Here is a 13,113-nt window from a genome sequence, read left to right on the forward strand (position 1 = left end):
AGCGCGTCGCATCATCCGCACAGGCGGATGTGCCGGCCGGTGCGGACTGCGACGATGCCCCAGGGGATCGACGGCGGAATCCGCCACGGCACACACCGGGCCGCCTGGGGGCGGTCGTCGCAATCAGGGGGCATCATGCGACGAACAGCATGGGTTCTGATCGGATTCGGAGTGCTGCTACTGATTCTGGCGGCAGCGCTGAGGTTCGTGGTCGCACCGGCCGCGACGAAGCTGCCGAGCGATACCGACACCACCACGACGTACAGCGGGAAGGGCACCGTGCTGAACGCCGCGGCCCTGCAGTCGGGTGACGTGGCCAACGCGCTCGCCCGGGACATCCCGGTCACTCTCGACCGCCATGTCTATGTCAGTGACTCCGACGGTGACACCGCCATCGTCCACGACGACGGGACCCTGAAGGCCGGCCCCTCGTCGTCACAGAGCAACCAGACGTACGCCGTCGACCGGACGACGATGACCGAGGCCGACCCGATCAACGGCGTCCAGGTCGAGCAGCACCGGGGCCTGACCGTGACTCTGCCGGTCGACCCGGAGCCGTCGTCCGACGTCTACACCTATTGGGACACCATGACCCGGAAGGCTGTTCCGGTCACCTACATCGGCACCGAGGACCGCGCGGGGCGCACGACGTACCACTACCGAGCGACCGCGTCCGGCCCGCTCGCGGACCCTGCGCTGCAGCAGCAGTTGCCGACCTCACTGCCGAGGACGCTGGCGCCCAGACTGCTCGCGCTGCTGCCGACGCAGACGCAGCAGCAGCTCGCTCCGCTGGTGGCCGCACTGCCGGCGCAGGTGCCGTTGGGCTACACCGCCACCAGCACGTACGACGTGTGGGCCGACGCCGATCTCGGCGCTCCGCTCGACACCAAGATCAACCGCTCCGTGGTCGCCAACGTGTTGCTCGGCAACAACGCGCTCCCGCTGCTCCCGGTCCTGGCGGTCGACGTGACCGAGAACCAGGCGTCGGTCGCGGACGCGGCGGCCAAGGCGGACGATGCTGCGCTCAAGCTCGACTGGATCCAGCTGTGGGGTCCGATCATCCTGCTGGTTCTCGGTCTCGCCCTGATCGTCGTCGGACTGCTGGTCGGCCGGCGGAAGCCGGAGCCGCCGGTGGCCGCACCGACCGGACGGGTCGATGCGGGGTCACCGGCAGCCACCTGACGGCGGCTTACTCCTCGAGCCAGACGCTGGTGTCGGGCGGTAGCCCGGCACCGGCCAGCGGCTCACTGCTGAGCAGAACCTTGCTGTGGGGCGGGAGCGGAACCGTGGTCTCGCCGAGATTCACCACGCACCGGAAGCCGGGATCGCGGGTGAACGAGAGGACGCCGCCGGGGGCGTCCTCGTCCCAGACCAGCCGGCCCTCGCCGAGCGCCGGGTGTTCGCGCCGGATCCGGAGCGCATCCTTGTAGAGGCTGAGATGGCTGCCGGGGTCGCCGGCCTGCGCCTCGGCGGTCAGGCCCGCCCAGTCGGCGGGTTGCGGGAGCCACGGCTGCCCGGAACCAGGGCCGAAACCGTACGGCGGCTCGGAGCCGGACCACGGGATCGGGACCCGGCAGCCGTCGCGGCCGCGGACCGTGTGTCCGGAGCGCTCCCAGGTCGGGTCGTCCAGCACTTCCTCGGGCAGGTCCTCGACCTCGGGCAGTCCGAGCTCGTCACCTTGGTAGATGTACGCGCCGCCGGGCAGCGCCAGCTCCAGCAGCGCGGCGGCTCGGGCCCGGCGCAGCCCGAGCGCGAGGTCGGTCGGTACGACGCCCGCACCCTCGAGCGCGTCCTTGTGGTCACGCCCGTACCGGGTGCGGTGCCGGATCGTGTCGTGGTTGCTCAGCACCCAGGTCGCGGGCGCACCGACCGCCCACAGGTTGTCGGTCGTGTGGTCGACGACCTCGCGCAGCTCCGCCGCGTCCCAGGCGGCGCGCAGGGCGTCGAAGTTGAACGCCGAGTGCAGCTCGTGCGGCCGCACGTACTGCGCCAGCCGCTCGGCCGGCGACAGCCACGCCTCCGCCACGAAGACCCGGGGGCCCTGCGGCGTATCGGCGTACTCGTCCGCGATCGCGCGCCAGCGCTGGTGGATCGTGTGGACGCCCGGCTGGTCGTAGAACGGGTGGCCGACGTACTTCTCATGCGTCGGGTCGCCGTTCTCCTCCAGCTCCACGTCCGGCATCGCGGGGTCCTTGGCCATCGAGTCGGCGACGTCGATCCGGAAGCCGTCGACGCCGCGGTCGAACCAGAACCGCAGGATCGCGTCGAACTCCTCGATCACCTTCGGGTGGTCCCAGTTCCAGTCCGGCTGCGAGATGTCGAACAGGTGCAGGTACCACTGGCCGTCGTCGATCTGCTGCCAGGCGCCGCCGCCGAACGCGGCCGGCCAGTTGGTCGGCGGTAGCCCGCCCTCCTTGCCGTCGCGGAACCAGAACAGGTCGCGCTCCGGGGAGCCCTTGCCGGCCGCCAGCGCGGCCTTGAACCACGGGTGCTCCCAGGAGCAGTGGTTCGGCACCAGGTCGATCAGGATCCGCAGGCCGAGCGCGTGCGCCTCGGCGATCAGCGCGTCGGCGTCCGCGAGGGTCCCGAAGTCCGGGTTGATGTCGCGGTAGTCGGCGACGTCGTACCCGCCGTCGAGCAGCGGCGACGGGTACCACGGGCTGATCCAGATCGCGTCGACGCCGAGATCGGCGAGGTACGGCAGCCGGGCCCGGATGCCGTTCACGTCGCCGGTCCCGTCACCGTCCGCATCGGAGAACGAGCGCGGGTACACCTGGTAGACGACGGCGCTACGCCACCAGTCGTCAGCTGGTCTGCTCTCAGGATCGGTCATGCCAACCAGCCTCGCACGACCGGCGGGAGGGCTGTGACAGTCGTCTCAGCCAGTACCCCGGCTGTCGCTGCCGGCCCGAGGGTGGCTAGTGTCAGGAATCCGTACAGGCGAGAGAGGGACCACACTCGTGGATCTGATGGAATTCCAGGCGAAGACGGTCTTCGCCAAGCACGGGGTGCGGACGACCGTGGGTGAGGTCGTCACGACTCCGGAGGAAGCGCGCGCGGCGGCCGAGAAGATCGGCGGCCGGGTGGTCGTGAAGGCCCAGGTCAAGACCGGTGGGCGCGGCAAGGCCGGCGGCGTCAAGCTGGCCTCGAGCCCGGACGAGGCCGAGGAGAAGGCCCGCGAGATCCTCGGGCTGGACATCAAGGGTCACGTCGTCAAGATCCTGAACATCGTCCCGGCCGCGGCGATCGGCGAGGAGTACTACTTCTCGTTCCTGATCGACCGGGCGAACCGCAACTACCTCTGCATCGCCTCCGCCGCCGGCGGTATGGAGATCGAGGAGGTCGCGCACACCAACCCGGACGCGGTCGCGCAGATCTCGATCGACCCGGCGACCGGTGTGGACGAGGCAAAGGCGCGGGAGATCGCGGAGGCCGCGAAGTACCCGGCCGACGTGATCGACGCCGTGGTCCCGGAGATCGTCAAGCTGTACGAGGTGTTCATCGGCGAGGACGCGTCGCTGGTCGAGGTGAACCCGCTGGTCAAGCTCGAGGACGGCAACGTCGAGGCGCTGGACGGCAAGGTCACGCTGGACGAGAACGCGGACTTCCGGCACCCGGAGCACGCCGAGTTCGAGGACGTCTCGGCGGCCGACCCGCTGGAGGCGGCGGCCAAGGCCAAGGGCCTGAACTACGTGAAGCTGGACGGCTCGGTCGGCATCATCGGCAACGGCGCGGGTCTGGTCATGTCGACCCTGGACGTGGTCGCGTACGCCGGTGAGGAGTTCGGCGGCCAGAAGCCCGCGAACTTCCTCGACATCGGCGGCGGCGCGTCGGCCGAGGTGATGGCGAACGGTCTGGAGATCATCATCTCCGACCCGCAGGTGGAGAGTGTGTTCGTGAACGTCTTCGGCGGCATCACCGCCTGTGACGCGGTCGCGAACGGCATCGTCCAGGCGTTCGAGCTGCTCGCGAGCCGCGGTGAGCACGTCACCAAGCCGCTGGTCGTGCGGCTGGACGGCAACAACGCCGAGGAGGGCCGCCGGATCCTCGACGAGGCCGGGCTGGCCGGTCTGGAGCGGGTCGACACGATGGACGGCGCCGCCAAGCGCGCCGCCGAGCTGGCTGCGAAGTAAGGGATCGCCGAACAATGTCTATCTTCCTGACCAAGGACAGCAAGGTCATCGTCCAGGGCATGACCGGCTCCGAGGGCACCAAGCACACCACCCGGATGCTCGCGTCCGGCACCAACATCGTCGGCGGCGTGAACCCGCGCAAGGCGGGGCAGAGCCAGGACTTCGACGGCAAGGCCGTCCCGGTGTTCGGCACGGTCGCCGACGCGGTGAAGGAGACCGGCGCGAACGTGTCGGTCATCTTCGTCCCGCCGAAGTTCACCAAGGACGCCGTCCTGGAGGCCGTCGAGGCCGAGGTGCCGCTGGTCGTGGTGATCACCGAGGGCGTGCCGGTGCACGACACGGCCGCGTTCTTCGCCGCCGCGCAGGCGTCCGGCAAGACCCGGATCATCGGCCCGAACTGCCCGGGCATCATCACCCCGGGCGAGTCGAACGCCGGCATCATCCCGGCCAGCATCGCCGGCCAGGGCCGGATCGGCCTGGTCTCCAAGTCGGGCACGCTGACCTACCAGATGATGTACGAGCTGCAGGACTTCGGGTTCTCGACCGCGATCGGGATCGGCGGCGACCCGATCATCGGGACGACGCACATCGACGCGCTGCAGGCGTTCCAGGACGACCCGGACACCGACGCGATCGTGATGATCGGCGAGATCGGCGGTGACGCCGAGGAGCGGGCGGCCGCGTTCATCAAGGAGAACGTGACCAAGCCGGTCGTCGGGTACGTCGCCGGCTTCACCGCGCCGGAGGGCAAGACGATGGGCCACGCGGGCGCGATCGTGTCCGGCTCGTCCGGCACCGCGGCCGCGAAGAAGGAGGCCCTCGAGGCCGTCGGCGTGAAGGTCGGCAAAACGCCGTCCGAGACCGCCAACCTGATGCGCGAGATCATGCAGGGCCTGAGCAAGTAGTTCCCAGGCTTACGGAGCGGGACCTGCCCAGCCGGGCGGGTCCCATTCCTATTTGTAGGCGGCGGAGCGGTCGACCGCGCGGATCAGCGTCTCGTTGAACGTCGCGTCGGTGAGGTCCAGGTTCTTCAGGACCGGGTACAGCAGGTAGACCGCCCGGTTCCCGGATCCGGCGATCCCGATCCGGTAGACGAACTTCTTGCCGTCGCCCGTGTCGTACGTCGCCTTCCAGCTCTTGCCGCTGACGGTGCTGGTCTTGACCGTGCCGGTCGACTCGACCTTGGCGTTCGAGACGTTCTTCTCGCAGGCGTCGACGTTCTTCTTGACCTGACTGACGAAGCTCGAGGCGGCGGCCGCAGTGGCGAACTTGGCGACCGTGTCGTCCATGCCGAACTCGGTCGGTACCTGCGCCTCCGGCGTCACATAGGTGACCGTGCCGTACTTCACCGGCTTGGTCTTCTTGAAGTCGATCTTCTCGCAGCCGGTGCCGGTGCCGGTGCTCGCGGTGGCGCTCACCCACGGCTTGTTGATCTCGTCCAGCAACGGCAGGTCGACCGACGCCATGAAGCCGGGGGTGTCGACGTTCGGCAGCAGGGCCGGTTTCGCCAGCGGTGCGCCGGTGCCGCAGCCGCCGGTCTGTGCGCAGATCTTCTTCGCCGCCACGTTCGCGGTCGCCAGCACCGCGTCCGGTCGCGGCGGGGTGGCGGCGACCGTGTCGTGCTCGACGACCATGGTCGCCTGCCCGGCCAGCGTGACCGCGACGGTCCGGTACTTCGTCTTCGAGCCGGGCAGTTGCGCGAAGACCGCGATCACGCCCTGCTCGCCGACGCCGGACGTCACGTAGCCCGCGGACAACCGGGTCTGCGGTGTCGTGCATTGGCTGAGCCAGTGCACGACCGTCGAGTACGTCTTGGCCGCGGTGGCCTTGTCGTTCGACACGTCGACGTACTGGACCGCGGTGTCCTTGGTGGCCGAGTTCTGCAGGGTGCGGACCCAGGTGCGCAGGCCGGACGGGTCCGCGAAGCGCTGCAACTGGCACGCGAACGCGGTGTCGGGCGCCGAGTCTCCGTCCGCGGTCTTGGTGACCGCCCAGGTGCCGGTCGCGCCGAGCGTCTTCGCGCCTACGGCGTCCAGCAGCGCCTTGTCGTCGGTCAGGACGTCGGAATTGGTCGGCTTGTCGTCCGACGGGCCGCTGCCGGCCTTCGGACCTGCCTTGTCGTCGCCGCCGAACGCGTTCAGCGCGGCGACACCGCCGCCGCCGACCAGCACCACGACCGCGACACCGGCAGCGATCGTCTGGTTCCGCTTGCGCGCCTTCTGGCGACGCGCTTCCCGGGCAGCGGCGCGACCGCCGCCGCGTGGTGCACGGTGGGAACCGGCCAAAGCTCGACCTCCTGACTGATTCCACCCGACAGTACCCGGTGAACCCCGGCGGGCCCCACTCCGCTACCACCAGGCGAACTCTCGTGGACCGAGCGTGAGCAAGCGGCCTGAAGTCTCCCACATCCGGCGTGTCAGGACGAGTGGTGTCCGCGGACGGGGAGACCATGGGAGTCAGATGACCGACATGCTGAGCCGCCCGGGCGCGCGGGACGGCGAAACGAGCGCTGCGCAGACGTCGGAGATCGCCGCCCGGACCAAACCCTTGGTCGTGTCGGCCGTGATCTCCGCCGGGGCGTGCCTGCTGACCGGTTTGCTGACCTGCGCCGCCGTTGCCGTGATCGGCTGGCTGGGGGCGACGTTCGGCGGCGCGTCCGGCGCGGTCCGGGCCGGTGCGTCGGCCTGGCTGGTCGCCCACAAGGCCGGGGTGACGATCGGCACCGGCCGGATCAGCATCGCGCCGCTCGGCCTGACCCTGTTCTTCGCCTGGTGCCTGTACCGCGGCGGCAAGTCGGCGGCCCGCTCCAGCGCGGCCGACCGCACCAAGGACCTGATCGCGCTGGGCGGCGCGTTCGCGCTCGTGTATGGGCTGGGCGCGCTCGTGATCGCGTTGCTCACGGCGGAGGGCTCGCTGAAGGTGTCGCCGTGGTCCGCCTTCCTGGGCGCGTTCTCGCTCGCGCTGGTGGCCGGGCTGGCGGGGATCGTGGTCGAGTCCGGAGCCGGCGAGGACCTCGCGGACGCCACACCGGCCGGCCTGCGGGACGTCGTACCGGCCGCGACGGCCGCCGTACTGACCGTGATCGCGCTGGCGTCCTTGCTGTACGGCGTCCTGCTCGCGATCCACTTCTCCCGGATCACCGGGATGCTCGAACTCCTCGACGCCGGCGTGATCGGCTCGGTCGTGCTGTTCGCGATCTGCCTGATGCTGGTGCCGAACATGGTGCTGTACGTCGTCGCGTTCCTCGCCGGGCCCGGGTTCCAGCTCGGGACCGGTACGACGATCGCCCCGACCGGCGTGGACGTGGGGAACCTGCCCGCGCTCCCGTTGCTGGCCGCGGTCCCTGCCGACGGCGCGACCCCGTCGTACCTGCTGGTGCTGACGGCGGTGGTGCCGCTGGTGGCCGGTGTGCTGGCAGGGCTGGTCGTCGTACGGCGTGGGCTCGTGGACCGGGACGCGTACGCGCTGGGCTGGGACGCGTTCGCGTTGCGCGGCGCGATGGCGGCGCTGGTCGCGGGGGTCGTCCTGTTCGCGCTGCTCGCGCTGTCGGGCGGGTCGGCCGGGCCCGGGCGGATGTCCGCGGTCGGGGTGCCGGCGGCGCTGCCGGCGGCCGGTGTGCTGGCCGCGGGGATGGCGATCGGGGCCGCGATCACGGCGGCGGTGGTCGCGTCCCGGCGTCCGCCCGGGCGACCGGATGACGAGGAGACCGACGCCGGGCGATAGGCTTCCGGCCGTGACTTCTGCTGTGGACCCCGGTCCGGCTGATCCGGCGCGAGCGCGCCTCGTCGTGCTCGTGTCGGGGTCGGGGTCGAACCTGCAGGCCCTGCTGGACGCCTCCGCCGACCCGGCGTACGGCGCCCAGGTCGTCGCTGTGGGCGCCGACCGGGACGGGATCGCCGGCCTCGACCGCGCCGCGGCCGCCGGGGTGCCGACCTTCGTCCACAAGGTGAAGGAGTACCCGTCGCGGCCCGACTGGGACCGCGCGCTGACCGCCTCGGTCGCGGCGTACCGGCCCGACCTGGTGGTCTCGGCCGGTTTCCTGAAGCTGGTCGGCGACGACTTCCTCGCCGCCTTCGGCGACCGGTACATCAACACCCACAACGCGCTGCTGCCGGCGTTCCCCGGGATCCACGGTCCCCGGGACGCGCTGGAGTACGGCGTGAAGGTCGCCGGGGCGACGCTGTTCTTCGTGGACGGCGGCGTCGACACCGGGCCGATCATCGCGCAGGTCGTGGTCCCCGTGGCCGACGACGACACCGAAGAATCCCTGACCGAGCGGATCAAGGAGGTCGAACGCCGCCAGTTGGTGGAGTGGGTCGGCCGGCTGGTCCGCGAGGGCTGGACCATCACCGGACGAAAGGTTCGACTGAAGTGAGCACCGACCGCAGGCCGATCCGCCGGGCGCTGATCAGCGTCTATGACAAAACCGGCCTGGAGGAGCTCGCTGGGGCGCTGCACGCCGCCGGTGTGCAGCTGGTGTCGACGGGTTCCACCGCGGCCCGGATCGCGGCCGCCGGCGTACCGGTGACCAAGGTCGAGGAGCTGACCGGGTTCCCCGAGTGCCTGGACGGGCGGGTCAAGACGCTGCACCCGCTCGTGCACGCGGGGCTGCTCGCCGATCTGCGCAAGCCCGACCACGTCGAGCAGCTGCAGGAGATGCGGGTCGAGCCGTTCGACCTGCTGGTCAGCAACCTGTACCCGTTCACCGAGACGGTCGCGTCCGGCGCGTCGGTCGACGAGTGCATCGAGCAGATCGACATCGGCGGTCCGTCGATGGTCCGCGGTGCGGCGAAGAACCACGCGAACGTCGCTGTGGTGACCTCGTCTTCGCAGTACTCGTCGTTGCTCGCCGCCTTGAGCGAGGGCGGCTTCTCGCTCGAGGAGCGGCAGCGGCTCGCGGCGGCGGCGTTCGTACACACCGCGGAGTACGACATCGCGGTCGCGTCCTGGATGGGCAACGTGCTCACCGACTCCAGCGAGGGCTCCGGCTTCCCGGCGTGGGTCGGCGCCTCGTGGGACAAGTCGGCTGTGCTGCGGTACGGCGAGAACCCGCACCAGCCGGCCGCGCTGTACCTGAACGGGCGGGGCGGGCTGGCCGCGGCGGAGCAGCTGCACGGCAAGGAGATGTCGTACAACAACTACGTCGACGCCGACGCGGCCCGCCGTACCGCCTACGACTTCAGCGAGCCGGCCGTCGCGATCATCAAGCACGCGAACCCGTGCGGGATCGCCGTCGGCAAGGACATCGCCGAGGCCCACCGGCGCGCGCACGAGTGCGACCCGGTCTCGGCGTACGGCGGCGTGATCGCGACCAACCGCCCGGTCACGGTGGACCTGGCCAAGCAGGTCGCGGAGATCTTCACCGAGGTGCTCGTGGCGCCTGCCTTCGAGGACGGCGCCGCCGAGATCCTGCAGGCGAAGAAGAACATCCGGCTGCTCGTCGCGCCGGAGGTCTCCGCCGACGAGACGGTCGAGCTGCGCGCGATCAGCGGCGGCCTGCTGCTGCAGCACCGCGACCGCTTCCAGGCCCCCGGTGACGACCCGTCGTCCTGGACGCTCGCCGCCGGCTCGCCTGCCTCACCCGAGGTCCTGGCCGACCTGGCCTTCGCGTGGAAGGCCTGCCGCGCCGTCAAGTCCAACGCGATCCTCCTCGCCGCCGACGGCGCCTCGGTGGGCGTAGGCATGGGCCAGGTCAACCGCGTCGACTCCTGCCGCCTCGCCGTCTCTCGCGCCGGCGACCGCGCAACCGGCTCGGTCGCCGCCTCCGACGCCTTCTTCCCCTTCCCCGACGGCCTCGAGGTCCTCATCGAAGGCGGCGTCAAGGCCGTCGTCCAGCCCGGCGGCTCCATCCGCGACGAAGCCGCCATCGAAACCGCCACCAAGGCCGGCATCACCATGTACTTCACCGGCACCCGCCACTTCTTCCACTGACCATCCACCCCCGGCCCCCGCCGCGCAGTAGGTTGTGCGCATGCGGAGGCTGGGGGCTTTGGCGGTCGCAGTGCTGCTGCTCGGGGGTTGCGGGAGTGAGGCGGCACCGCAAAGTGAGCGGACGCCGTCCGTGTCGTTGGGGCTCAAGGCGATCGAGCCGACCCCGGCACCAGGAGAGCTGAGGACACCGGGCGCCACGACACCGGTGCCCTATCCGACCAAGCGGTTGCCGTCACGGCCCGAGCTGCCGAAGGCGGCGTACCAGCGGATCACCGTGACGCGTCTGAAGGCGCCGAACGATGCTCTGCGCGCACCTCGTCCGGGGTACGCGCAGGTGATCTTCGCCTGCTCGTACGAGGAGTGGAGCTGGCAGTACGAGTACGACGTACAGACCAACTACAACCCGCCGGGCCGGCACTGGGCCGGCGACGACCGTGGTGATCAGTTGAATCCGCCGGCGAACAGTGAGGTCGGCCGCGCGCTCGGTTCGTCGGCGGATCCGTTGTCGGACGACTGGATGGCCAGGTCATACACCGAGGACTCGTGGCCGGAGCGGCAGCTCGTCACGGCATACGAGGTCAAGCGGGCCAATCTCACCCGCGCGAAGGTGCTTGCCGCGCGAAACGCGTACGCCAAGGGATGCTCGGTGAAGTACATCCCGCCACTTCTCGACGCCGTGCGGGTCAGTGTGTATGCGCCTTGGGCGTGGACGATCTGAAGGTGCGGCGGTAGCTGACCTGGTGCCCGTTGTCGCGGGTTGTGTCGGTGAGGGTCCAGCCGTTCTTGGTGTAGAAGTTCTGGGCTTGGGGGTAGTTGGCGAGGGTCCAGAGGATTGCCTCGTCGTACTGGGCGCCCAGTTCTTCGACGGCTTTGTGCAGGAGAGCTGTGCCGACGCCTTGGCGCCAGTACGGTACGTCGACGGTGATCGTGTCGAGTTCGCCCAGTTCGGGGTCGATCGGGTCGCGGCTCGGGCCGATGCCGACGAAGCCGGCCATCACCCCGTCGATCTCGGCGACCCACCAGTCGCCGTCGGCAAGCGTCTCCGACCAGCGCGCGACCCGGGCGTCGTCCAGCACTGCCGTCGGCATCAGATCGCCGAACCCCGCGTTCCACGCGTCGACGTACATCCGGGCGATCTCGGGCGCGTCTCCATCACCAGCAGAACGGATCGTCAGCATCCGTCAGATTATTCAGATGACGACGACGCTCTGCACACGTTATTGGTTTCAACCGAGGACGAGGCGTTCGTCGCCGAAGTCGGCGATCACCTCGAGCTTCCCGCCGAGCGCTTCGACGTACCGTCGGATGGTGCTCAGCTCGGAGCGAGCCAGCTCACCGCGCTCGATCTTGGACACCGCGGTCTGCGTGATGTGCAGCCTGTCGGCCAGGTCGGTCTGGGTGAGTCCGTGCTGCTGACGTACGTCGGCGAGCCGGTGCGCCCGCACCTCCGCCAGCACCTCGTCCTTGTAGGCCGCGAGCTCGGCTTCGTCCTGCGGGGTCTTGACGAACTCACCCCGCACCTCGTCGTGCGTTCTGTACTTCATCGCTCCTCCTCCCTCCGAATCAGGAATCGGGTCGAACGCGAAGAGCACGCGGATGGCTCCGCTTCGGAGCTCCTTCATGCTCGGGTGGCGTGATGCCTTGATCGTTTCCACCACCGGCCTGCCGAGACCTGGGCCCTGTTCGGTCTCAGTTCGGGATGATCAGGCCGAGGACGGCGATGGCGGTGGCGGTCAGGATCAGGAAGCCGGTGTCGAACATGCGGCTGCGGATCTGCAGGAGGCCGGCCGCGGTGTCGGAGAGGGTGGCTCGCAGGACGGCGGCCAGGCCTACGGCACCGGCGAAGACGAGCACGCCGTTGCGCCAGTCGTAGAACCAGAGCACGACCAGGCCGGTGAGGGCGACCAGGAGCGTCAACGCCAGCGGCCACTGGCTGCGGCGTTGGGCCTCGCCCGCCATCAGCACGCCGTCCCCGTCTCGGCGCTCCGCCGTACGCCGGCGGTCACTGCGCCAGGCTCGCTTCGGCGGCCTCGACGACGTTGGTGAGGAGCATCGCGCGGGTCATCGGGCCGATACCGCCGGGCATCGGCGCGATCCACGCGGCCTGCTCGCGGGCGGCGTCCTCGATGTCACCGACGATCTTGCCCTCGGCGTTGCGGCTGGTGCCGACGTCGAGGAGGACGGCGCCGGGCTTCACCATGTCCGCCGTGATCAGGCCGGCCGAACCGGCGGCGGCGATCACGATGTCGCCGGTCCGGACGACGGCGGCGAGGTCCTTCGTGCCGGTGTGGCACTGGGTGACGGTCGCGTTCTCGCTGCGCCGGGTGAACAGCAGCCCCATCGGCCGGCCCGCGGTCACGCCGCGGCCGACGACGACCACGTGCGCGCCGGCGATCGGTACGTCGTACCGCCGGAGGATCTCCACGCAGCCCTTCGGGGTGCACGGCAGCGGGCCGTCCTGGCCGAGGACGAGTTTGCCCAGGCTGACCGGGTGCAGGCCGTCGGCGTCCTTGGCGGGGTCGATCAGCCCGAGGATCGTGTTCGTGTCGACGTGCTTGGGGAGCGGGAGCTGGACGATGAAGCCGGTGCAGTCCGGGTTCTCGTTGAGCTCCTGGACCTTGGCGGCGATCTCGTCCTGGGTCGCGGTCGCCGGCAGCTCGACCTGGATCGAGGCGATCCCGACCGCCGCGCAGTCGCGGTGCTTACCCGCCACATACGCCCGGCTGCCCGGGTCGTCACCGACCAGGATCGTGCCGAGCCCAGGCACCACACCCTGCTCGGCAAGCTTCGCGACCCGGACCTTCAACTCGTCCTTGATCGCCGCCGCCGTCGCCTTACCGTCCAGAATCTGCGCCGTCACGACTCCAGAGTCTGCCACGCGCGCGGGCCCGAGTCGCATTCGGCTCGGCCGCTCTCGGGTGAGCGGACGTGCGCCACTCACCAAGCGCGCCGCGGGCGCGTGCGCGCGGCGTGAGGTTGGTCGGACGAGTGGCCTCTCGGGAGGTTGGTGAGTGATGGAGGTCCGCATCCGGCGCTGCGTGCCGGCCAG

At 70.2% G+C, this 13,113-nt stretch carries 13 protein-coding genes; 7 read left to right on the forward strand and 6 right to left on the reverse strand.

The window, feature by feature from the left end; all coding sequences use genetic code 11:
- Window positions 1-135 precede the first annotated feature (135 nt).
- On the forward strand, window positions 136-1,182 hold the full coding sequence (locus tag ABZX12_RS23270) for a porin PorA family protein (RefSeq protein ID WP_355696170.1): 1,047 nt from the start codon (window positions 136-138) through the stop codon (window positions 1,180-1,182).
- 7 nt (window positions 1,183-1,189) lie between these two features.
- Here the strand turns inward: ABZX12_RS23270 and ABZX12_RS23275 are convergent, their stop codons facing one another.
- Complete coding sequence (locus tag ABZX12_RS23275) at window positions 1,190-2,833, reverse strand: glycoside hydrolase family 13 protein (RefSeq protein WP_355696171.1); 1,644 nt, start codon at window positions 2,831-2,833, stop codon at window positions 1,190-1,192.
- Between the two features lie 127 nt (window positions 2,834-2,960).
- Here ABZX12_RS23275 and sucC point away from each other — a divergent pair, with 127 nt between their 5' ends.
- A complete protein-coding gene (gene sucC / locus ABZX12_RS23280) occupies window positions 2,961-4,133 on the forward strand; it encodes an ADP-forming succinate--CoA ligase subunit beta (protein WP_355696173.1) in 1,173 nt (390 codons plus the stop codon).
- Window positions 4,134-4,147: 14 nt separating this feature from the next.
- Window positions 4,148-5,038: a succinate--CoA ligase subunit alpha gene (sucD, locus tag ABZX12_RS23285; protein WP_355696174.1), complete on the forward strand. Its 891-nt coding sequence runs from the start codon at window positions 4,148-4,150 to the stop codon at window positions 5,036-5,038.
- 48 nt (window positions 5,039-5,086) lie between these two features.
- Here sucD and ABZX12_RS23290 read toward each other — a convergent pair whose 3' ends face one another.
- On the reverse strand, window positions 5,087-6,418 hold the full coding sequence (locus ABZX12_RS23290; protein ID WP_355696176.1) for a hypothetical protein: 1,332 nt from the start codon (window positions 6,416-6,418) through the stop codon (window positions 5,087-5,089).
- A gap of 175 nt (window positions 6,419-6,593) precedes the next feature.
- Between ABZX12_RS23290 and ABZX12_RS23295 the strand changes: the two genes are divergently transcribed.
- Genes ABZX12_RS23295 through ABZX12_RS23310 form a run of 4 tightly spaced genes read left to right on the forward strand, consistent with a single transcriptional unit; the run spans window position 6,594 to window position 10,782 of the window.
- Complete coding sequence (locus ABZX12_RS23295) at window positions 6,594-7,856, forward strand: DUF6350 family protein (RefSeq protein ID WP_355696178.1); 1,263 nt, start codon at window positions 6,594-6,596, stop codon at window positions 7,854-7,856.
- Window positions 7,857-7,866: 10 nt separating this feature from the next.
- On the forward strand, window positions 7,867-8,508 hold the full coding sequence (purN, locus tag ABZX12_RS23300) for a phosphoribosylglycinamide formyltransferase (protein WP_355696180.1): 642 nt from the start codon (window positions 7,867-7,869) through the stop codon (window positions 8,506-8,508).
- Window positions 8,505-10,064, forward strand: coding sequence for a bifunctional phosphoribosylaminoimidazolecarboxamide formyltransferase/IMP cyclohydrolase (gene purH, locus ABZX12_RS23305; RefSeq protein WP_355696181.1), 1,560 nt, complete (start codon window positions 8,505-8,507; stop codon window positions 10,062-10,064). Before purN ends, purH begins: the two co-directional genes overlap by 4 nt.
- 40 nt (window positions 10,065-10,104) lie before the next feature.
- Window positions 10,105-10,782, forward strand: a complete 678-nt coding sequence (locus ABZX12_RS23310) for a hypothetical protein (RefSeq protein WP_355696183.1) — start codon at window positions 10,105-10,107, stop codon at window positions 10,780-10,782.
- Here ABZX12_RS23310 and ABZX12_RS23315 read toward each other — a convergent pair.
- The 4 genes from ABZX12_RS23315 to ABZX12_RS23330 all read right to left on the reverse strand — a co-directional run bounded on the left by ABZX12_RS23315 (window position 10,748) and on the right by ABZX12_RS23330 (window position 12,924).
- Complete coding sequence (locus ABZX12_RS23315) at window positions 10,748-11,242, reverse strand: GNAT family N-acetyltransferase (protein ID WP_355696185.1); 495 nt, start codon at window positions 11,240-11,242, stop codon at window positions 10,748-10,750. The two genes, ABZX12_RS23310 and ABZX12_RS23315, sit on opposite strands and share 35 nt — an antisense overlap.
- Before the next feature lie 48 nt (window positions 11,243-11,290).
- A complete protein-coding gene (locus tag ABZX12_RS23320; RefSeq protein ID WP_355696186.1) occupies window positions 11,291-11,608 on the reverse strand; it encodes a helix-turn-helix domain-containing protein in 318 nt (105 codons plus the stop codon).
- A gap of 145 nt (window positions 11,609-11,753) precedes the next feature.
- A complete protein-coding gene (locus tag ABZX12_RS23325; RefSeq protein ID WP_355696187.1) occupies window positions 11,754-12,023 on the reverse strand; it encodes a DUF3017 domain-containing protein in 270 nt (89 codons plus the stop codon).
- A 43-nt stretch (window positions 12,024-12,066) separates the two neighbouring features.
- Window positions 12,067-12,924: a bifunctional methylenetetrahydrofolate dehydrogenase/methenyltetrahydrofolate cyclohydrolase gene (locus ABZX12_RS23330; RefSeq protein ID WP_355696189.1), complete on the reverse strand. Its 858-nt coding sequence runs from the start codon at window positions 12,922-12,924 to the stop codon at window positions 12,067-12,069.
- Window positions 12,925-13,113: the final 189 nt, after the last annotated feature.

This window comes from Kribbella sp. NPDC003505 (assembly GCF_040610875.1).
In the GTDB taxonomy this organism is placed as follows: domain Bacteria; phylum Actinomycetota; class Actinomycetes; order Propionibacteriales; family Kribbellaceae; genus Kribbella.